The following is a 19,105-nucleotide window of genomic DNA, read 5'->3' as shown; positions in this document are numbered from 1 at the left end:
CACCCGCCTCAACTTCGCCAAGGCCGCCCCCAAGGCGTTCCGGGCCGTGATCGGCCTCGACGCCGCAGCCCGCGAGGGACTCGACCCGACGCTCGTCGAACTGGTCCAGATCCGCGCCTCGCACGTCAACAACTGCGCGTACTGCCTGCACATGCACACCTCCGACGCGCGCAAGGCGGGCGAGAGCGAGGAGCGGATGCACATGGTCGCGGTGTGGCGGGAGGCCAGGCACTTCTTCACGGAGAAGGAGCAGGCCGCCCTGGCCCTCACGGACGCCGTGACGCTGATCGCCGGCGCCGGCCTGCCGGACGACGTGTACGCGCGGGCGTCGGCCCACTTCGACGACCGGGAGCTGGCCCAGCTCCTCGCCCTGATCTTCACGATCAACACCTGGAACCGCATCGCGCTGGCGACCGGGAAGACGGCGGGCGAGGACGAACGCGTCTCCTGACGGGCCGGGACGCGTCCGCCCCCGGGCCGTGCCCCGGGGGCAGGGGCGGGGCCAGGGCCGGGGAGTCACCGCGACATGGCGTCCCGCACGGCCTCGTCGGTGCGCGCCACCACGGCCGTGCCGTCGTCCGCCGTGATGATCGGGCGCTGGATCAGCTTCGGGTGCTCGCAGAGCGCCGCGATCCAGCGCTCCCGCGAACCGGCGTCCCGCGCCCAGTCCTTGAGCCCCAGCTCCTTCGCCGCCGCCTCCTGGGTGCGCGTGATGTCCCACGGTTCGAGCCCGAGCCGCTCCAGCACCGCACGGATCTCGTCCGGGGACGGTACGTCCTCCAGGTAGCGGCGCACGGTGTACTCGGCGCCCTCCTCGTCCAGCAGATGCAGCGCGCCGCGGCACTTGGAACAGGCGGGATTGATCCAGATCTCCATGGCCCCAACCGTACCTCCAGACCCCTGCCAAACGCCGTCTGGCCAGGGCCGATTGTCAGTGGTGCCCAGTAAAATCGAAGGAGTCGAAGAGGGTTCCCGACCGCCTCAGGAGGACGCCCGTGACCGCAGCCGCACTGCTCCCGACCGCTCCGCAGCCCCTTGCCAAAGTCCCACTGCCCGCCGGGCGGCCGCGTGCGTGGTACGAGACGCACAACCGCCGCCTCAAGGCCATGCGCCTGGCCATCGCCCTGCTCGACACGGGCGTCTACCACCCGTCCCGGGCCACCGACCGCAAGATACGCGCCGTCGCGGAGCGCGTCGGCATCCACCCGCCGTCGGCCACCACCTGCCGGATGGTCCGCACCCTGATCCGCTACGGCCGCTGACCGAGGCCGGCCGGGGGCGCGTCCTCGCCACGAGCGACGGCGCGCCCCTCACCGGCATGTCCCCGCGCCGGCGCCGCCACAGCCCGGCGCCGCGACAACCCCGGCCGCGCGCGGGCGCCGGACCCGGGCCGTGTGACGTGTCACAGAGCCCCCCAACTCCGTTACCGATCAGTACAGTTGCCCGGCGACACGGTCTGCCCCTGTGCGGAGAGGATCGAATGAGCACTGCGGAAGCCACGACGCTCGACCGGGTGGTCGACACGGCCCGGTACCCCCTGTCGGAACCCGACAGCGCCGGAGGAAAGGACGTCGTCTCCCGGGCCCGGCACGAACTGGACGCTGTCGGCTGCACCGTGCTGCCGGACTTCGTCCGCCCGTCGCTGCGCGAGACGCTCCGGGAGGAGTGCTCGGCCATCGCTCCCCGGGCGCACTCCGACATCGAAACGGTCAACGTCTACAACATCGCGGTCGACTCGGACCTGCCGCCGGAGCACCCCGGCCGCCGTACCTTCCAGCGCGGCAACGCCTTCGTCGCCCGCGACCGCGTCCCCGCGCACTCCCTCATCAGCCGGCTCTACTCCCACCCGGACTTCCAGCGGTTCGTCGCCCGCTGCTTCGGGCTGCCGCGGCTCCACGAGCTGGCGGACCCGCTCTCCGGGCTGGTCCTCAACGTCGTCGCGCCCGGCATGGAACACCCCTGGCACTTCGACACCAACGAGTTCACCGTGAGCATGCTCACCCAGCAGGCGCAGTCCGGAGGCGACTTCGAGTACTGCCCGAACATCAGGTCCGCGCGGGACGAGAACTTCGACGACGTCCGCGCCGTACTGGACGGCCGGGGCGAGCGGCTGGTCCGGCGCCTTCCCCTGCGACCGGGCGACCTGCAACTGTTCAAGGGCCGGTACGCGCTGCACCGGGTGAGCCCGGTGGGCGGCCGGGCGGCGCGCCACAGTGCGATCTTCGCCTACAGCGAGCGCCCCGGCGTCATCGGGAGCGTCGCCCGCACCCGCCAGCTCTTCGGCCGGGTCCTGCCCGAGCACCTGGAGTCCGAGGGCCGGGCCGTCCGGGGCGACCGGCTGCTGGACTAGCGGTTCCGCCTCCGCCACCCCGCCGATCCACGGAGGAGCAAGCCCTGTGCGTTTCGACGCGACCGGAAAACTAACGCTCGACCACATCTACACGCAGCCCGACCCCCGCGCCTACTTCCAAGTGCTGCGCCCGCTCGGCTACCGCGTTCCCCAGCTGGCCAAGCCCTACTTCGCAAAGCTCGTCGAGGAGTACACCGAGACCCGGCGGGCAGCGGTGCCGAAGGTGCTGGACATCGGCTGCTCCTACGGGATCAACGCCGCACTGCTGAAGTACGACACCACCATGGACGAGCTGTACGCACGCTACGGCGGCGAGCAGGGCCACGAGCAGGAGCGGGCCACCACCCGCCAGGCCCTGCTGGCCCGTGACCGCGAGCTGTCGCTCTCCCGCCGCCCGGCGCGCGACATCCGCTTCACCGGCCTGGACACCTCGACCGGCGCCCTGGCCTACGCGCTGGAGGCCGGCTTCCTCGACGACGCGGTCAACGCCGACCTGGAGAGGAACGAGCCCACACCGCGGCAACGCGCCCAGCTCGCCGGCACGGACCTGGTGATCTCCACCGGCTGCCTCGGATACGTGACCGAGCGGACCCTCACGCGCGTCGTGCGGGCGCAAGGAGGCCACCTCCCCTGGATGGCGCACTTCGTGCTGCGGATGTTCCCCTTCGACCCCGTGGAGCACGCGCTGGCCGGCCTGGGATACCGGACCGTCCGCGTCGAAGGAGTCTTCAAACAGCGGCGGTTCGCCTCCCCCGAGGAGCAGTCGCTCGTACTGGAGAAGATGTCGGCCGTCGGCGTGGACCCGCACGGCCTGGAGACAGACGGCTGGATGTACGCACAGCTCTACCTCTCCCGGCCCGCCGACGATCAGGCGCCGGGCCCCCACGAACCGAATCGAGAACAGCTGTGAACACGAGTCAGGCACCAGCGGCCGCCGTCACGACCTTCTCCCAGGAGGAAAGCCTCCCGCGGGTGCCGCTGCCCGCGCTGGAAGCGAGCTGCGAGAGGTTCCTCGCCTGGTGCGCGCCGCTGCTCAGCGCCGAGGAGCGGGCGGCGACGGAGGCGGAAGTGGCCGCGTTCCTCCGCCCCGGCGGACCGGGCCGGGTGCTCCACCGGGCCCTGGAGGAGTACGACGCCACCGACGGCGTGCACAGCTGGCTCGACACCTTCTGGCCGTACCGCTACCTCGGCCGCCGGGACCGCATCGCCCTGAACGCCAACTTCTTCTTCCTCTTCCAGGACACCGGCGAGGAGCAGGTGGAACGTGCGGCGGGCCTCGTCGCGGGGGCCCTCCACTACAAGAGCCGGCTCGACCAGGAGAGCATCCCGCCGGTCACCCGGCGCGGGCGGCCGCAGTCGATGGCGCAGAACAAGTACCTGTTCTCCACCACCCGCATCCCCGGAGCGGACCAGGACACCGTCCGCAGCCCTTACTCCGAGGCATGGCCCGGCCCGTCCGACGCCCGGCACATCGTGGTGTTCTTCCGGGGCGCCGCGTTCCGGCTGGACGTCATCGGCCCGGACGGTGTGCCGCACAGCCTGGACGACCTGCGGGCCGGCCTGCGCGCCGTCATGGAGGCGGGCGCCGAACCGCCCGCCCCGGACACATCCGTCGGCCACCTCACCACGATGGCCCGGGCGCGGTGGGCGGCCGCCAGGCAGTCCCTGCTCGCCCGCCACCCCGGCAACGGGGAGGCACTGGACACCATCGAGACCGCCCTGTTCTGCGTCTGCCTGGAGGACTTCGCCCCGGCGGACACCCAGGCGGCCTGCGACGAGCTGCTCCACGGCGACCGGGGCAACCGCTGGTTCGACAAGGCCGTGTCCTTCGTCGTCTTCGCCGACGGCCGCGCGGGCATCAACGTCGAACACTGCGAGCTGGACGGCACCACCATCCTCAGCTTCACCGACGCCCTCCTGAGCACCCCCGCCGACGAGCACGCGCGCCGGTCCAAAGCCCGCACCCAGGGCCCGCCGGTCCCGCGGCCCGTCACGTTCCACCTGGACGACACCCTGCGCTCCCAGGTGCGCTCCGCCGCGGACGCCTTCGCGCGGTACGGGCAGGACACGGCCACCAGCACCGTCTCCTTCGAGGACTTCGGCGCCGACACCGCCAAGGCGCTCGGCGTCTCGCCCGACGCGTTCGTCCAGGTCGCCTACCAGCTGGCCCACCAGCGCGCGAAGGGACACCTGGGCGCGACGTACGAGTCGATCGCCACCCGCCAGTACCGGCACGGCCGGACCGAGGCGATGCGGGTGGTCACCCCCGAGACGGTGGCCTTCGTCACGGCGATGGACGACCCGGCGGCGGACGCCGCGAAGCGGCGCACCGCGTTCCTCGCGGCGGCCGAGCGGCACGTCGCCCGCGCGAACGAGTGCCAGGCCGGCCAGGCGCCCGAGCAGCACTTGTGGGAGCTGGAACTGATCCAGCGCCGCCGCGGCGCCGGCCTGGGCGTGAGCGAACAGCCGGCCCTCTACCGGAGCCCGGGCTGGCTGAAGATGCGCGACGACTACCTGAGCACCAGCTCGGCCCCCTCGGCCAACATCCAGTACTTCGGCTTCGGCTCCACCAGCCCCCGCTGCATCGGCGTCGCGTACGTCCTGCTCCCCACCCGCTTCCACCTCTGCCTGAGCACCCCGCGCCCGGTGGCCCCCCAGATGCACACCTTCGCCGCCGAACTCCGCCGCGCGATCACCGAACTGCGCGACCTCCTGGCGCCGGGGGCCTGACCCCCGCAACGCGGAGGGCCGCCACCCGAAACCGGGTGGCGGCCCTGTGTGCTGCCGCGTGCTGTCCGCGCGATTTAAAGGTCGAAGTACAGCTCGAACTCGTGCGGGTGCGGGCGGAGCTGGATCGGGGCGATCTCGTTCACGCGCTTGTAGTCGATCCACGTCTCGATCAGGTCGGGGGTGAAGACACCGCCGGCCAGCAGGTAGTCGTGGTCCGCCTCCAGGGCGTCCAGCACGGCCGGCAGCGAGGTCGGGACCTGCTGCACGTTCGCGTGCTCCTCGGGAGCCAGCTCGTACAGGTCCTTGTCGATCGGCTCCGCCGGCTCGATCTTGTTCTTCACGCCGTCCAGGCCGGCCATCAGGAGCGCCGAGAACGCGAGGTACGGGTTCGAGGACGGGTCCGGGGCGCGGAACTCGACGCGCTTGGCCTTCGGGTTCGAGCCCGTGATCGGGATGCGCATGGCAGCCGAGCGGTTGCGCTGCGAGTAGACCATGTTGACCGGGGCCTCGAAGCCGGGCACCAGGCGGTGGTACGAGTTCACCGTCGGGTTGGTGAAGGCGAGCAGCGACGGGGCGTGCTTCAGGATGCCGCCGATGTAGTACCGGGCGATGTCCGAGAGGCCCGCGTAACCCTGCTCGTCGTAGAACAGCGGGTTGCCGCCCGACCACAGCGACTGGTGGACGTGCATGCCCGAGCCGTTGTCACCGAAGATCGGCTTCGGCATGAAGGTCGCGGTCTTGCCGTTGCGCCAGGCGACGTTCTTCACGACGTACTTGAAGAGCATCAGGTCGTCGGCCGCGGCGAGCAGCGTGTTGAACTTGTAGTTGATCTCGGCCTGGCCGGCCGTGCCGACCTCGTGGTGCTGGCGCTCGACCTGGAGGCCGTTCTTGTCCAGCTCCAGGGAGATCTCGGCACGCAGGTCGGCGAAGTGGTCGACCGGCGGGGTGGGGAAGTAGCCACCCTTGTAGCGGACCTTGTAACCGCGGTTGTTCTCGACCGCACCGGTGTTCCAGGCGCCCGCCTCGGAGTCGATGTGGTAGAAGGACTCGTTCGCGGAGGTCTGGAAGCGCACGTTGTCGAACACGTAGAACTCGGCCTCGGGGCCGAAGTACGCCGTGTCGGCGATGCCGGTGGACGTGAGGTACGCCTCGGCCTTCTTCGCCACGTTCCGCGGGTCACGGCTGTACTGCTCGCCCGTGATCGGGTCGTGGATGAAGAAGTTGATGTTGACCGTCTTGTCCTTGCGGAACGGGTCGACGCGGGCGGTCGACAGGTCCGCGCGGAGCGCCATGTCGGACTCGTGGATGGCCTGGAAGCCGCGGATCGACGATCCGTCGAAGGCCAGCTCCTCGTTCGGGTCGAACGCCGCGGCCGGAATGGTGAAGTGCTGCATCACTCCGGGCAGGTCGCAGAACCGGACGTCGACGAACTTGACGTCTTCGTCGGCGATGAACTTCTTCGCGTCGTCGGCGTTCTGGAACATCCAACTCCTCCTACTCCCACCCGGTGGGGATGGGGTTGCAGCTCTCCGTGCGGCCAGTGCGGTGGCACACGCTGGACCCGACCATAGGCAGACCGGATTTCTCAAGCATGACCCATTTGTTTCGCGCAAGTTAACCGGACCGGCTCCCGACCGGCCCCGACGGGAGCGCCACGGGCCACGGCGGGCCCCGACCTCCAGGGTACGAAAGCGGTCGCAGTACCGTGTACGGGTGGACAACAGGCAAGCAATCGGATCGTGGCTCTCCGGACCGGGCGAAGCCGCCAAGCAGATGGGCGCCGACACCGGGTACCGGGGTGAGCGGCTGGGACTGCCCGAGCACGGGCCCGGCGCCATCGCCCCGCTCGGCCGGCGCTTCGGCGCCCTCTTCACCGACTGGGCCCTGTGCATGCTCATCGCATACGGGCTGCTCACGGGCGGTGACGGGCAGGCGGCCGGCAACTGGGCCCTGGGCGTCCTGCTCGTACTGAGCCTGCTCACTGTCGGCACCGTCGGCTCCACCCCCGGCAAGCGCCTGTTCGGCCTGCGGGTCGTCTCCGAGGACGGCGGCCGCCTCGGCTTCTTCCGCGTGTTCGTCCGCAGCGTCCTGCTGTGCCTCGCCATCCCGGCGCTGGTCTGGGACCGCGACGGCCGGGGCCTGCACGACCGCCTCGCCCGCGCCGTCCAGGTCAGGATCTAGCGTGGACATGAGAAGGGCGGCCCGGAACCGACGAGGTTCCGGGCCGCCCTTCGACGTAGGCCGTACGGGTGGAAAGGTCAGCGCATCTTTCCGCGCGGCATGCGGCCGCCCTTGGGCATGGGCCCCTTCGGCAGTGGCATGTTCGACATCAGGTCGCCCATCGCGCGCAGCCGGTCGTTGGCCGTCGTCACCTGGGGGCCGGTGAGGACACGCGGCAGCTTGAGCATCGTGGTGCGCAGCTTCTTCAGCGGCACCTGGCCCTCGTCGTTGCCGACGATGATGTCGTGGACCGGTACGTCCACCACGATCCGCGCCATCTTCTTCTTCTCGGCCGCCAGCAGGGTCTTCAGCCGGTTCGGGTTGCCCTCGGCCACCAGAACGATGCCGGCCTTGCCCACGGCCCGGTGCACGACGTCCTGGCTGCGGTTCATCGCCACCGCCGGTGTCGTGGACCAGCCGCGCCCGACGTTCTGCAGGACGGAGGCCGCAGCGCCCGGCTGCCCCTCCATCTGCCCGAAGGCCGCTCGCTCGGCGCGGCGTCCGAAGACGATCGCCATCGCGAGGAAGGCCAGCAGGAAGCCCAGAATGCCCAGGTAGACCGGGTGATCGATCAAGAAGCCGATCGCGAGGAAGACACCGAAGGTGACGATGCCCACACCCGCGAGAACGAGACCGATCTTCGAGTCGGCCCGCCGGGTCATCTTGTAGGTCAGGGCAATCTGCTTGAGTCGCCCGGGGTTCGCAGTGTCCGCGTTGTCTGCGCGTTCCTTCCTCGCCATGCTGTGAAGTTTACGTTGCCCGCGAAGCCCGGCCCGCCACGGCCTCCAGTACGTGCTGGGCCTCGACCCGGTCCTTCGCCCTGCGCCGGTCCTCGAGCACCGAAGTCCAGGCGTTGCGGCGTGCGGTGCGCTGTCCGCCGCCCATGAGCAGGGACTCCACGGCGCGCAGGGCGTGGGTGAAGGACGGGATGGCGGTAGCGCGGACGGGTGTCGCGGCCTGCATGGTGTGGGTCCCCCCTCGGAGTGGTGACTCGGGAACGGGCGGGTACGGATGTGCAGCTGTGCGTAAACCCAGGGTCACTGATTGGTGTTACCAGCGCATGACCGGGCGGTCAAACACCCATGAACCGTTGACACGTACGGCTGAAACAGCGGCGCGGCCCGTACGGTCCCCCTACCTGCGGGGACGGTGCGGGCCGCGCCGTCTCGGCCATTACTGGCCAGTAATCACTTGTGCTGGGATTCACACAGTCGGCGCCGCCGCCAGCGCCTCGCGCCGCTCCATCGCCTGGCCGAACAGGCGGCCCGCGCGGTACGACGACCGGACCAGCGGCCCGGACATCACGCCGGAGTAGCCGATCTCCTCGGCCTCCTCCTTCAGCTCCACGAACTCGTGCGGCTTCACCCAGCGCTCGACGGGGTGGTGGCGCGGCGAGGGGCGCAGGTACTGCGTGATCGTGATGAGCTCGCACCCCGCGTCGTACAGGTCCTGGAGCGCCTGGCTGACCTCTTCGCGCTCCTCGCCCATGCCCAGGATGAGGTTCGACTTGGTGACCAGACCGGCCTCGCGGGCGCGGGTGATCACTTCGAGGGAGCGCTCGTAGCGGAAGCCGGGACGGATGCGCTTGAAGATGCGCGGCACCGTCTCGACGTTGTGGGCGAGGACCTCCGGGCGGGACGAGAAGACCTCGGCCAGCTGCTCGGGGACCGCGTTGAAGTCGGGGATCAGCAGCTCGACCTTGGTGCGGCCGGCCTCGCGCTCCGAGGTCATCGCGTGGATCTGGCGCACGGTCTCCGCGTACAGCCAGGCGCCGCCGTCCTCCAGGTCGTCGCGCGCGACGCCGGTGATGGTGGCGTAGTTCAGGTCCATCGTGACGACGGACTCACCCACGCGGCGCGGCTCGTCCAGGTCGAGCGCGGCGGGCTTGCCGGTGTCGATCTGGCAGAAGTCGCAGCGCCGGGTGCACTGGTCACCGCCGATGAGGAAGGTGGCCTCGCGGTCCTCCCAGCATTCGTAGATGTTCGGACAGCCGGCCTCCTGGCACACCGTGTGCAGCCCTTCGCCCTTCACGAGCGCCTGCATCTTGGTGTACTCGGGGCCCATCTTCGCCCGGGTCTTGATCCACTCGGGCTTGCGCTCGATGGGGGTCTGGCTGTTCCGGACCTCCAGGCGCAGCATCTTGCGTCCGTCGGGTGCGACTGCGGACACGTCCGGCTCCCTACGACTTCGATTCTTCGGCGTCCACCAGGGTACGCCCGATATTTGAACGGGATTACGTCTCGCCAACCCATGGCCATCGGTCGGCATTCCCGGGAGCTAGGCGGTGGCCTTCTCGACGGGGCGCGGAGTGAGATCCGCGTTCTCCAGTACGTCCCGCAGGTGCCTCTCGACGACCGGCAGGACATCCTCGATCGTCACGTCGCGGCCGAGCTCGCCCGCGAGCGAGGCGACGCCGGCGTCCCGGATGCCGCAGGGCACGATCCGGTCGAACCAGGTGTTGTCCGGGTTCACGTTCAGCGCGAAGCCGTGCATCGTGACGCCCTTGGCGACCCGGATGCCGATGGCGGCGAGCTTGCGGTCCTCCCGGCGCTGGCCGGCGTTGGACGGGGCGTACTCGGGGCCGTTCAGCCGCGCGTCGAACTCCTCGTCCTGGAGGCGCGGGTCGAAGTCCAGGGAGAGCCCGCCGAGCGCCGGCCGCCGCTCCACCGGGTCGCCCAGCACCCATACACCGCTGCGGCCCTCGACCCGGCTCGTCTCCACGCCGAACTCGGCGCAGGTGCGGATCAGGGCGTCCTCCAGGCGGCGTACGTGCGCCACCACGTCGACCGGGCGCGGCAGCTTCATGATCGGGTAGCCCACGAGCTGGCCGGGGCCGTGCCAGGTGATCTTGCCGCCGCGGTCGACGTCCACCACGGGGGTGCCGTCCAGCGGGCGCTCGCTGTCCTGCGTACGCCGCCCCGCCGTGTAGACCGGCGGGTGCTCGAGGAGCAGGCAGGTGTCCGGAACCTCGTCCAGGAACCGCGCCGCGTGCACCTCGCGCTGCTTCTGCCACGCCTCCTGGTATTCGACCGCCTGCTCGCCGAACCCCAGTCGGACAAACCGCAGCTCACTCACGGCAACGCCTCCCTAGAACCAACAACCAGCGCGTTGTGCGCGCCTCAGTCACTGTACGACCGCTCCGAACGGGGTCACCGGGCAGGTCGTTTTCGTCCATGTTCGTCAGCGCCCCCATAAATCCTCACACGATCGGATGAATGCGGGTCGAAGGGGCCGGAGCGGGCGGCAGGGGCCGCTAAATTCGCGCCGTTCCATGAGGGCTGCTGCCCGGGCGCCCAGAAGGCAGGAGACCGCACAGCTGATGACGGAACGACCCCCGCAGCGCACGCCCAACCGCCAGCTCGCCGCGCTCATCGCGGAAGCGGGATTCTCCAACGCGGGCCTGGCCCGACGGGTGGACCAGCTCGGCCTGGAGCACGGCCTCGACCTGCGGTACGACAAGACGTCGGTGACCCGCTGGCTGCGCGGTCAGCAGCCCCGCGGCACCACCCCCGCGCTGATCGCCGAGGTCTTCACCCGGCGCCTAGGGCGTCGGCTGACCGCCCAGGACCTGGGGCTCGACGCCTGCGCGCCGGTCTACGCGGGACTGGAGTTCGCGGCCGGGCCGGAGGAGGCCGTCGACATCGTCAGCGGCCTGTGGCGCAAGGACTCCGGCAGCCACGCCGAGCTGCGCAAGATCGCGTTCACCCCGGCCGGACTCGTCGTCCCGAGCCGCGACTGGCTGATCGGGCGCGCCGACGACCGGGTCGCCCGCGGCGCCCCCCCGCCGGTGAACGGCGCACGGGTGCCCGCGCAGGGCCGCGCCGCCGTGCCCCGCCAGCGCCAGACCGACCGGGGCCCCGGGCAGCGCGTCACCACGGGGGACATCGCGGCGCTGCGCTCGGTCGGCGAGCTGTTCCGCACGCTCGACCACGCCTACGGCGGCGGGCACGCCCGCCAGGCCCTGGTGCGCTACCTGGAGCACGAGACGGAGCCGATGCTGCGGGGCACCTACGGCGAGGCGACCGGACGTCGGCTCTTCGCGGCCGCCGCGGACCTGACCCGGCTCGCGGGCTGGACGTCGTTCGACATCGCCGCGCACGGGCTCGCCCAGCGGTACTTCGTCCAGGCGCTGCGCCTCGCGCAGGCGGCGGGCGACCGGCCGTACGGGTCGTACGTCCTGGTCACCATGAGCCGCCAGGCGATCCACCTCGGCCACGGCCGGGAGGCCGTGCAGCTGGCGCGGGTCGCCCAGCAGGGCGTGGGCAGCGCGGCGCCGGCGGTCGTGCAGGCGCTGCTGCACTCGGTGGAGGCGCGGGGCCACGGGGTGCTCGGGGAGGTCCGGGCGTGCACCGCCTCGCTGGTACGGGCGGAGCGCGCGATGGAGGCGGCGCGTCCGGGGGACGAGCTGCCGCACTGGGCGCGCTTCTTCGACGAGGCGCAGCTGGCGGACGAGTTCGCGCACTGCCACCGGGACCTCCAGCAGTACCGGGCGGCGGCGCAGCACGCGGAGCGGTCGCTCCAGCTGCGCTCGCCCGGCTACGCGCGCAGCAGGCTGTTCTGCCGCGTGGTGCTGGCGACCGCGCGGCTGGGCCTCGGCGAGCTGGACCAGGCGTGCTCCCTGGGGGCGGAGGCGGCGCAGCAGGCCACGGAGATGCGGTCGGCGCGGGCGCTGGAGTACGTGCGGGACTTCGAGAAGCGCCTGGAGCCGTACCGCGACGCGTCGGCGGTCCGCACCTACCGGGACCGGGTGGCGGCGCTCGGCTAGGGGCGGGTGCGCCGCGACGCGCTGTTCGCCGACCCGCTGCCACTCGGACCGGCCGTCGCCCGGCCCCCGGACCCCGGCGGCCGGGGCGGGGCGTACGCGGGTCAGGCCGCCTCGCGCAGATGGGCCGTCGCGTGGGCCGGGTGGATGCCGAAGTCCAGCAGCACCTCGTGCGCGGCCCGGCGGCCCGAGTGGAGCGCTCCCTGGACCGTGCTCGTCCCCCGGTGGTCGCCGCACACGTACAGGCCCGCGAGGAGCCGTACCGGGCGGCGCAGATCGTGCGGCGCCGGCATGGCCGGGACCGCCTCCCGGTCGTGGTGGACCGCGAGCAGTTCCCAGGCGTCGGTGGACACGCCGTACAGCTTCGCCAGGTGCGCGCGGACCGCGCGGTCGGGGTCCGGCGGCGGGGGGCCGAGGACGGTGGAGGAGATCAGCGACCGGCCGCGCGGCGCGCGCGAGGGGTCGACCTCGCTGAGCACCGCCGTGTGCGAGACGGGGCCGCCCCGGTCCGCGTCCAGCAGCAGGGCCGGGTCCGCGAGCGGGGAGACGGGCGCGGCGTGGTGCAGGACGGTCACCTGGTGGAACGCCGGCACCCGCAGTCCCGGCAGCAGAGCGGCGGCGGCGCGGGCGCCGGTGGCGAGCAGCAGGGCGCGGCAGCCGAACGCGCCGTGCTCCTCGGTGGTCACCGAGGTGGTGGAAGCGCCGGTCACGCGCACTCCCGTACGCACGGTCCCCGGCGGGAGCGTGGCCGCCAGCAGCTCGGGCAGCGCCGAGGCCCCTCCCTCCGGCACGCACAGCCTGCCGCGCGCGAAGCCCCGCAGCGCGAGATCGGCGCACCGGCTGGAGGTGGTGAGCCCGGGGTCGCTGAGCAGGGCGGAGAGGAGCGGGCGCAGGAAGCCGTCGACCGTACGCGACGGCAGGCCGCGCCCCGAGAGGGCTTCGCCGGCGGGGCGTTCGGGCCGGGCCAGCAACCGCCGCACCGGCGTCGCCGCCAGCCGCCCGAGGGCCGCGCCGAGCCGCGCCTGGTCGAGCGCGCCGCCGAACGGCGGCCGGGGCGCACCGGCCAGGGCCCGCGCGGCGCTGAGCGCGCCTCGCGCGCTTCCCGCCTCGCCCGCGCGGTAGTGACGGCCCTCGCTGTGCACGAGGACGCCGGGGGAGAAGGTGCGCAGCGAGATCCCTTCGAGGCCCGGGGTCCGCAGCAGCTCCGGATAGGCGGTGCTGAGCACTTGACCGATGCGGTCGAGCCGGAACCCGTCGACCTCCTCGGTGGCCATCCTGCCGCCGACGCGCGGGGCGGCCTCCAGGACGCGGACCGTGACTCCCGCGCTGGTCAGCTGATGGGCTGCGGAGAGGCCGGCGACCCCGGCCCCCACTATGACGACGTCCGCGTGGTGTGCGGTGGTGAGCACGTGCCCCTCCCCGAGGTCGGCGTGACTGTGGGGGTCTCATGCCCTCAACACGTTCACGGAATGCCCGAGTTCGGGTTGCAGCGTAGAAGGGGGCGGGGGGCCGGCGCAGTCGCGCATCGACCGGGGCATCGGAGCACAACTGGAGCGCACCCGGAGAGAAACGGTCACGCGACGGACAGAAAGTGGCCAGAACCGGTCACCTGGAGTGCTGTTGTGGGTGCTGGTGCTGGTGCTGGTGCTGGTGCTGGTGCTGGTGCTGGTGCTGAGCCCGGCCCCCGGGGCGGCTCGGCTCAGCGCAGCGCCGCCCGCAGGGTGTCCTCGATCTCCGGGAACGCGAACGAGAAGCCCGACTCCTCCAGCTGCCGCGGCAGCACCCGCTGACTGACCAGCACGTCCGAGGAGAACTCGCCCAGCGCGAGCCGCAGCGCCGGAGCCGGGACGGTGAACAGCGTGGGCCGCTTCAGCACCCGCCCCATGGCCCTCGTGATCTCACGGTTCGTCACCGGTCGCGGAGCCGTCAGGTTCACCGGACCCGAGAGCGACTCGGTGTCGATCAGGTGGCGCAGCGCCGCGACCTGATCGTGCATCGCGATGTAGCTCTGGTACTGGCGACCGGACCCCAGCCGCCCGCCGAGCCCCGCCTTGAAGAGCGGGAACAGCCTGCCCCACGCCCCGCCCTCGCGCGCCACCACGAGACCTGTCCGGGCGAACACCGTCCGTACGCCCGCCTCCCGCGCGGGAGCGGCCGCCTCCTCCCAGTCGACGCACACCGACGACAGGAAGCCGTCGCCCGGCGGAGCGTCCTCGTCCACCGCGCGGTCACCCGTGTCGCCGTAGAACCCGATGGCCGAACCGCACACGAGCACCTTCGGCGGCGTGTCCAGACCCGCCACCGCCTCCGCGATCGCGGCCGTGCCGAGGACCCGGCTCTCGCGGATCTCCCGCTTGTACGACGCGGTCCAGCGGTGGTCGCCGACACCCGCACCCGCGAGGTGCACCACCGCCTCGCACCCGGCGAGCCCGTCGGCGTCGACGTACTGCCGCCCGGGGTCCCACGTCACCTCTTCCCGGCTGGTCGCCGCGCGCCGCACCAGGCGGCGCACCTCGTGTCCGTCCGCGCGCAGCGAGCGCACGAGCGCCGTTCCGATGAGACCGGTCGAGCCGGTGACCGCGATCCGCATGCCGCCCATCCTGCCCCGGATTCCCGCCCGGGGGGACCCGATGGCACAGTGACAGCCATGCCGGAGCCCACCGCCGCCGTCCTGCTACGTCCCGCCACCACGGCCGACGAGAAGGAGCTGGCCGAGCTCGACCGGGAGACCTGGTCGCCGCTGCACTCCGTGCAGCCGAGGCCGCGGCCTCCGTACGGCCCGTTCTTCGACGCGGGGCACCTGCCCGAGGACTTCCTCGTCGCCGAACTGGACGGCGCGGTCGTCGGCTACATCCGCACCGTCGCCCCCACGCCGCTCGCGAGCAACACGCACGTACGCCAGATTCAGGGCCTGGCCGTGGCGGACCGGGCACGCGGGCGCGGCGTCGGGCGGGCCCTGCTGCGCGCCGCCTGCGCGACGGCGCGGCGCCGGGGGGCCCTGCGGATGACGCTGCGGGTGCTCGGACACAACGCGCCCGCGCGCGCCCTGTACGAGGCCGAGGGATTCGTTGTCGAGGGCGTGCTGCCGGGCGAGTTCCGGCTGGAGGGGACGTATGTCGACGACGTGCTCATGGGGCGCGCGCTGACGGGCGTGCCACCGCTGTCTGGGCCATAGTGGGTGGGGTATGAAGAACCTCCGGACGCCCCCCGCCCCAGCTGCCCGCGCGACGAGCCGCGGGCGCGCGGCGCGATGAGTTCGGCGCGGGCCAGGGGTGCCGAGGAGGGCCCCGGCTGGCTCCGCGGGACACCGCAGCCCCGCTGGCTCAGGGCCCTGCCCGCGGTGATCCTCGCGGTCCTCACCGTCGCCCAGATCGTCACCCCCGAGACCCTTGAGCTGGGGTACTTCGTCGTCGCCGTGACGCCCGTCGCGGCCCTCGCCTACGGCCCGCTGAGCGTCGCGGTGCTCGGCTGCCTCACCCTGCTGACGCTGAGCCTGCCGTACGGGCGCCGCATCTGGGACGTGGAGACGCCCGACCTCCTCGCGGTCGTCGTCGTGGTCGTGCTCAGCGTGGTCATCTCCTGGGTGCGCACCCGGCGCGAGCAGCAACTGGTCACGGTCCGCACGGTGGCGGAGGCCGCCCAGCTCGCCGTCCTGCCGCCGCTGCCGTCCTCCGTGGGCCGGGTGCGGTGCGCGGGGCTGTACCGGTCGGCGCAGCGCGGGCTGCTGGTGGGCGGGGACCTGTACGACGTGCGCGAGGGCCCGCACGGCGTACGGGCCCTGGTGGCCGACGTCCAGGGGCACGGTCTGGAAGCCGTCGCGACGGTCGCCGCCCTGCTGGGGGCCTTCCGCGAAGCCGTGCTGGACGAGGAGGACCTGGCGGGGGTGGCGGCGCGGCTGGACAGGCGGCTGGTCGTCGACTCCGCCGCCGTGGAGCACGCCGAGCTGTTCGCCACCGCCGTGGTGCTGGAGTGCCCTTCCGACGAGGCCGTGCTGCGCGTGGTCAGCTGCGGGCACCCGCCGCCCTTGCTGCTGCGGGGCGGTACGGCGCGGGAGCTCACGCTGGATCCGGCGCCGCCGCTGGGGCTCGGTCTGGCGGGGACGGTACCCGTGTCCATCACCTCCGTACCCCTGGAGCGCGGCGACCGCGTCCTGGCCCACACGGACGGGGTGACCGAGGCGCGGGACGCCTCCGGCGCGTTCTACCCGCTGGCCCAGCGGCTGCCGGAACTGGCCGCGTCCGTCCCCCAGGATGACCTGATGGCCCTCAACGAGGCGGTGCGCGAGGACCTCGTGCGCTTCGCGGGCAAGGCGGAGAACGTGCATGACGACGTGGCCCTGCTGGCGCTGGGGCACATCGGCTGAGGAGGCGCGGGCGGCCCGGGACTACTTCCCGAAGCGTTCCCACAGGCGCGGGTAGCGCTCGGCCAGGACCGTCTCGTCCTCGACGTCGAACGGCGTGCCGGCCGGCTCCGGCGCCTGCGCCGCGACCCCCAGGTCCGGTGCGACCACGCCGGTGAGCTGCTCGTACGCCTCGTCCGCCGCGTACCCCAGCTCCTCGCCGTCGCCGTCGACCTCGTCGTCGAAGTCGTCGAGGAGGTCGGCCAGGTGGTCCGGGTCGTGCAGCGCGCCCTCGAACACCTCCCGGCCCTGCGCGATCAGCCAGCAGCGGAAGTAGTCGAACGTGTCGTCGGTCGCACCCCCGAGCAGCACGGACGCCGCGCCCCACAGGTCCCAGTGGAAGGCGCGGTTGTAGCGGGCCTCGAAGTGTCTGGCGAAGTCGAGCACGGAGTCCGGGTCGAGCTGGAGCAACGCGTCGACCAGCAGATCGGCGTGATCCTCCGGATCGCCCTCGGCGGCCTCGCGGGTGTGGTCGATGATCTCCCAGAATTCCGTCTCGTCCATCACGGGACAAGCATCGGCCCTGCCCGAGGCCCATGCACGCGCACTACCCCGGATGCGGCTGTGTCGTTACCGTGCCGCGTCCGGGCGGGCGGGTGGCGCACGGCAATCCGGACAGGAGATGTCGCCTTTGGGTGCCAGTGTGTCGACCGTACGGAGGGATCCGTACGGCGCCGTGCGGAGGGCTCCGTACGGCGCGCACCACGGGATCCGAGGCGAGGAGCAGGTATGAGCGAGCAGGACACCCCTCTCAAAGGCAGGATCGCGCTCGTGGCCGGGGCGACCCGGGGCGCGGGACGGGCCATCGCCGTACAGCTGGGAGCGGCCGGCGCGAAGGTGTACGTCACCGGGCGCACCACCCGCGAGCAGGTCAGCGAGGTGGGGCGCCCCGGCGAGACCATCGAGCAGACCGCCGAACTCATCAACGACGCGGGCGGCGAAGCCGTCGCCGTACCCACCGATCACCTCGAAGAGGACCAGGTCAGGGCGCTCGTCGAGCGGATCGACCGGGAGCACGGCCGGCTGGACGTCCTGGTCGACAGCGTCTGGGGCGGCGACCACCTGCTCGAATTCGGCAAGAAGATGTGGGACACGGACCTCGCGACCGGCCTGCGGATGCTGGAGCTCGGCGTGAGGACCCACGCCATCACGCTCGGCGTCGCGATGCCCCTGCTGGTGCGCCACCCCGGTGGGCTCGTGGTCGAGATGACCGACGGCACGGAGGAGTACAACCGCACCCACTTCCGGGAGAACTTCTACTTCGACCTCGCCAAGAACGCGCCGATCCGCATGGCGTTCGCCCTCGCCCACGATCTCGCGGACGTGGGCTGCACGGCGGTCTGCGTCACCCCGGGGTTCCTGCGCTCGGAGGAGATGCTGGACGCCTTCGGGGTCACGGAGGAGAACTGGCGCGACGCGATCCCGCGGGTCCCCGGCTTCGAGGTCGCCGAGTCGCCGGTGTACGTCGGCCGGGCGGTCGCGGCCCTCGCCGCCGACCCCGGGCGGGCGCGCTGGAACGGGCGGTCGCTGTCCAGCGGGCAGCTCGCCAAGGAGTACGGCTTCACGGACGCGGACGGCAGCCGGCCGGACGGCTGGCCGTACTACGCGGAGGTCGTGCAGGGCGGCAAGGACGCCCCGGTGAGCGACTACCGCTGAGCTCGCGGTCCCGCTCAGTCGTAGAGCCGCGCGGTGCGGGCCGCCGCCTCCGCGAAGCGTTCGCGGAGGTCGGGCGGGGCCAGGACCTCCAGCTCGGGGCCGACGGAGAACAGCTGGCTGAAGGCGACCTCGTACGACTCGACCGGCAGGGTCACCGTGATGCGCCCCCGTTCGTCCGGCGGCCCGGCGGAGGCCAGCGCCTCGGTCGCCGCCGCCCGGTCCACGGCGTACGGCAGTGCCCGCGCACCCGCCTCCGACAGCCGCACCACCACCTCGGAGCGCAGGATCGAGCGGGCGAAGTCCGCCGCCCTCTCCTCCCAGAACTCCGGCAGTACGAAGCCCTCGTCCCGTACGAAACGCTCCTCGGACACGGCCACGGCGGCGAAGCGGTCGATCCGGTACACCCGGAAGTCCTCGCCGGACCGGGCGCACAGGTACCAGACGCCGGCCTTGAGCACGAGGCCGTACGGCGCCAGTTCCCGCTCCACCTCGCGGTCGTGGCCGCGCCGGTAGCGGCCGGTGATCATCCGGTCGTCCCAGACGGCCTCCGCGATCGTCGGCAGCAGCTCGGGCGTCTTGGGCTCCTGGTACCAGCCGGGCGCGTCCAGGTGGAACCGCTGGGCCGCCGTGTCCGAGGCGTCCCGCAGCGAAGGCAGCAGCGCCGCCGAGACCTTCAGCCGCGCCGCCGACGCCGCGTCGTCGAGACCCATCTCGCGCAGGGCTCCCGGCAGCCCCGACAGGAACAGCGCCTCGGCCTCGCTGCGGGCGAGGCCGGTCAGCCGGGTGCGGTAACCGCCGATGAGCCGGTAACCACCGGTCCGACCCCGGTCGGCGTACACCGGGACGCCCGCCTCCGACAGGGCCTGTGCGTCGCGGGTGACGGTCCGCTCGGAGACCTCCAGCTCACGGGCCAGTTCGGCGGCGGTCATGGAGGGGCGGGACTGGAGCAGAAGCACCATTTTGATGAGGCGGGCGTCCCGGTGTACGC

The 19,105-nt window shown here is 72.2% G+C and carries 20 protein-coding genes; 10 read left to right on the top strand and 10 right to left on the bottom strand.

Annotated elements, in window-relative coordinates:
- Positions 1 to 451, top strand: a 451-nt coding sequence (locus E2E34_RS17110; protein WP_138902782.1) for a carboxymuconolactone decarboxylase family protein, incomplete at its 5' end; no start/stop codon positions are given.
- A 65-nt stretch (positions 452 to 516) separates the two neighbouring features.
- On the opposite strand, the gene E2E34_RS17105 is transcribed toward E2E34_RS17110, so the two are convergent.
- Complete coding sequence (locus E2E34_RS17105) at positions 517 to 876, bottom strand: arsenate reductase family protein (protein ID WP_138902781.1); 360 nt, start codon at positions 874 to 876, stop codon at positions 517 to 519.
- Positions 877 to 995: 119 nt separating this feature from the next.
- On the opposite strand from E2E34_RS17105, the gene E2E34_RS17100 reads away from it, so the two are divergent.
- The 4 genes from E2E34_RS17100 to E2E34_RS17085 all read left to right on the top strand — a co-directional run bounded on the left by E2E34_RS17100 (position 996) and on the right by E2E34_RS17085 (position 5,080).
- A complete protein-coding gene (locus E2E34_RS17100; protein ID WP_138902780.1) occupies positions 996 to 1,262 on the top strand; it encodes a hypothetical protein in 267 nt (88 codons plus the stop codon).
- Positions 1,263 to 1,480: 218 nt separating this feature from the next.
- A complete protein-coding gene (locus E2E34_RS17095; protein ID WP_138902779.1) occupies positions 1,481 to 2,350 on the top strand; it encodes a HalD/BesD family halogenase in 870 nt (289 codons plus the stop codon).
- A gap of 46 nt (positions 2,351 to 2,396) precedes the next feature.
- Complete coding sequence (locus tag E2E34_RS17090) at positions 2,397 to 3,260, top strand: class I SAM-dependent methyltransferase (RefSeq protein WP_138902778.1); 864 nt, start codon at positions 2,397 to 2,399, stop codon at positions 3,258 to 3,260.
- Entirely contained in the window at positions 3,257 to 5,080 is a 1,824-nt protein-coding gene (locus E2E34_RS17085) for a choline/carnitine O-acyltransferase (protein WP_138902777.1), read from the top strand. The genes E2E34_RS17090 and E2E34_RS17085 overlap by 4 nt, the downstream gene beginning before the upstream one ends.
- Positions 5,081 to 5,154: 74 nt before the next feature.
- Here E2E34_RS17085 and glnA read toward each other — a convergent pair whose 3' ends face one another.
- Complete coding sequence (glnA, locus tag E2E34_RS17080; RefSeq protein WP_028811345.1) at positions 5,155 to 6,564, bottom strand: type I glutamate--ammonia ligase; 1,410 nt, start codon at positions 6,562 to 6,564, stop codon at positions 5,155 to 5,157.
- A gap of 229 nt (positions 6,565 to 6,793) precedes the next feature.
- Here glnA and E2E34_RS17075 point away from each other — a divergent pair, with 229 nt between their 5' ends.
- Positions 6,794 to 7,261: an RDD family protein gene (locus tag E2E34_RS17075; RefSeq protein WP_138902776.1), complete on the top strand. Its 468-nt coding sequence runs from the start codon at positions 6,794 to 6,796 to the stop codon at positions 7,259 to 7,261.
- A gap of 77 nt (positions 7,262 to 7,338) precedes the next feature.
- On the opposite strand, the gene E2E34_RS17070 is transcribed toward E2E34_RS17075, so the two are convergent.
- The 4 genes from E2E34_RS17070 to lipB all read right to left on the bottom strand — a co-directional run bounded on the left by E2E34_RS17070 (position 7,339) and on the right by lipB (position 10,375).
- Positions 7,339 to 8,040 carry a DUF4191 domain-containing protein gene (locus E2E34_RS17070; RefSeq protein WP_138902775.1) on the bottom strand — a complete coding sequence of 234 codons (702 nt, stop codon included), beginning with the start codon at positions 8,038 to 8,040 and terminating at the stop codon, positions 7,339 to 7,341.
- Between the two features lie 10 nt (positions 8,041 to 8,050).
- The gene (locus E2E34_RS17065; RefSeq protein ID WP_138902774.1) at positions 8,051 to 8,263 is read right to left on the bottom strand and encodes an SCO2195 family GlnR-regulated protein; all 213 of its coding nucleotides are present in this window, start codon (positions 8,261 to 8,263) and stop codon (positions 8,051 to 8,053) included.
- Positions 8,264 to 8,503: 240 nt separating this feature from the next.
- A complete protein-coding gene (gene lipA / locus E2E34_RS17060) occupies positions 8,504 to 9,469 on the bottom strand; it encodes a lipoyl synthase (RefSeq protein ID WP_138902773.1) in 966 nt (321 codons plus the stop codon).
- 108 nt (positions 9,470 to 9,577) lie between these two features.
- A complete protein-coding gene (lipB, locus tag E2E34_RS17055) occupies positions 9,578 to 10,375 on the bottom strand; it encodes a lipoyl(octanoyl) transferase LipB (RefSeq protein ID WP_138902772.1) in 798 nt (265 codons plus the stop codon).
- Between the two features lie 244 nt (positions 10,376 to 10,619).
- Between lipB and E2E34_RS17050 the strand changes: the two genes are divergently transcribed.
- Entirely contained in the window at positions 10,620 to 12,065 is a 1,446-nt protein-coding gene (locus E2E34_RS17050) for an NsdA family TPR-like regulatory protein (RefSeq protein WP_138902771.1), read from the top strand.
- A gap of 101 nt (positions 12,066 to 12,166) precedes the next feature.
- Here E2E34_RS17050 and E2E34_RS17045 read toward each other — a convergent pair whose 3' ends face one another.
- Together E2E34_RS17045 and E2E34_RS17035 are read right to left on the bottom strand one after the other, a co-directional pair.
- Positions 12,167 to 13,471 (bottom strand): NAD(P)/FAD-dependent oxidoreductase, encoded by a 1,305-nt coding sequence (locus E2E34_RS17045; protein WP_138902770.1) that lies wholly within the window; start codon positions 13,469 to 13,471, stop codon positions 12,167 to 12,169.
- A 290-nt stretch (positions 13,472 to 13,761) separates the two neighbouring features.
- On the bottom strand, positions 13,762 to 14,661 hold the full coding sequence (locus E2E34_RS17035; protein ID WP_138902769.1) for a TIGR01777 family oxidoreductase: 900 nt from the start codon (positions 14,659 to 14,661) through the stop codon (positions 13,762 to 13,764).
- A gap of 48 nt (positions 14,662 to 14,709) precedes the next feature.
- Here E2E34_RS17035 and E2E34_RS17030 point away from each other — a divergent pair, with 48 nt between their 5' ends.
- Entirely contained in the window at positions 14,710 to 15,237 is a 528-nt protein-coding gene (locus tag E2E34_RS17030; protein WP_138902768.1) for a GNAT family N-acetyltransferase, read from the top strand.
- 75 nt (positions 15,238 to 15,312) lie between these two features.
- Positions 15,313 to 16,425, top strand: a complete 1,113-nt coding sequence (locus tag E2E34_RS17025; protein ID WP_138902767.1) for a PP2C family protein-serine/threonine phosphatase — start codon at positions 15,313 to 15,315, stop codon at positions 16,423 to 16,425.
- A gap of 21 nt (positions 16,426 to 16,446) precedes the next feature.
- Here E2E34_RS17025 and E2E34_RS17020 read toward each other — a convergent pair whose 3' ends face one another.
- Positions 16,447 to 16,965, bottom strand: coding sequence for a DUF4240 domain-containing protein (locus E2E34_RS17020; RefSeq protein ID WP_138902766.1), 519 nt, complete (start codon positions 16,963 to 16,965; stop codon positions 16,447 to 16,449).
- A gap of 225 nt (positions 16,966 to 17,190) precedes the next feature.
- On the opposite strand from E2E34_RS17020, the gene E2E34_RS17015 reads away from it, so the two are divergent.
- A complete protein-coding gene (locus tag E2E34_RS17015) occupies positions 17,191 to 18,117 on the top strand; it encodes an SDR family oxidoreductase (protein WP_138902765.1) in 927 nt (308 codons plus the stop codon).
- A gap of 14 nt (positions 18,118 to 18,131) precedes the next feature.
- Here the strand turns inward: E2E34_RS17015 and E2E34_RS17010 are convergent.
- On the bottom strand, positions 18,132 to 19,105 hold a 974-nt coding region (locus E2E34_RS17010; RefSeq protein ID WP_439333684.1), incomplete at its 5' end, for a helix-turn-helix transcriptional regulator.

The sequence above is a fragment of the Streptomyces albidochromogenes genome, from assembly GCF_005981925.1.
Taxonomy (GTDB): Bacteria; Actinomycetota; Actinomycetes; order Streptomycetales; family Streptomycetaceae; genus Streptomyces; species Streptomyces albidochromogenes.
The sequence above is the reverse complement of the archived record's forward strand: the minus strand, read 5'-3'. Positions and strand labels throughout refer to the sequence as shown.

Coding starts and splice junctions, on each gene's coding strand:
- E2E34_RS17070 (WP_138902775.1), bottom strand. CDS start 8,040: ATGGCGAGGAAGGAACGCGCAGACAACGCGGACACTGCGAACCCCGGG.
- E2E34_RS17020 (WP_138902766.1), bottom strand. CDS start 16,965: ATGGACGAGACGGAATTCTGGGAGATCATCGACCACACCCGCGAGGCC.
- E2E34_RS17030 (WP_138902768.1), top strand. CDS start 14,710: ATGCCGGAGCCCACCGCCGCCGTCCTGCTACGTCCCGCCACCACGGCC.
- E2E34_RS17035 (WP_138902769.1), bottom strand. CDS start 14,661: ATGGGCGGCATGCGGATCGCGGTCACCGGCTCGACCGGTCTCATCGGA.
- E2E34_RS17015 (WP_138902765.1), top strand. CDS start 17,191: ATGAGCGAGCAGGACACCCCTCTCAAAGGCAGGATCGCGCTCGTGGCC.
- E2E34_RS17050 (WP_138902771.1), top strand. CDS start 10,620: ATGACGGAACGACCCCCGCAGCGCACGCCCAACCGCCAGCTCGCCGCG.
- E2E34_RS17105 (WP_138902781.1), bottom strand. CDS start 876: ATGGAGATCTGGATCAATCCCGCCTGTTCCAAGTGCCGCGGCGCGCTG.
- E2E34_RS17065 (WP_138902774.1), bottom strand. CDS start 8,263: ATGCAGGCCGCGACACCCGTCCGCGCTACCGCCATCCCGTCCTTCACC.
- glnA (WP_028811345.1), bottom strand. CDS start 6,564: ATGTTCCAGAACGCCGACGACGCGAAGAAGTTCATCGCCGACGAAGAC.
- E2E34_RS17095 (WP_138902779.1), top strand. CDS start 1,481: ATGAGCACTGCGGAAGCCACGACGCTCGACCGGGTGGTCGACACGGCC.
- E2E34_RS17025 (WP_138902767.1), top strand. CDS start 15,313: ATGAGTTCGGCGCGGGCCAGGGGTGCCGAGGAGGGCCCCGGCTGGCTC.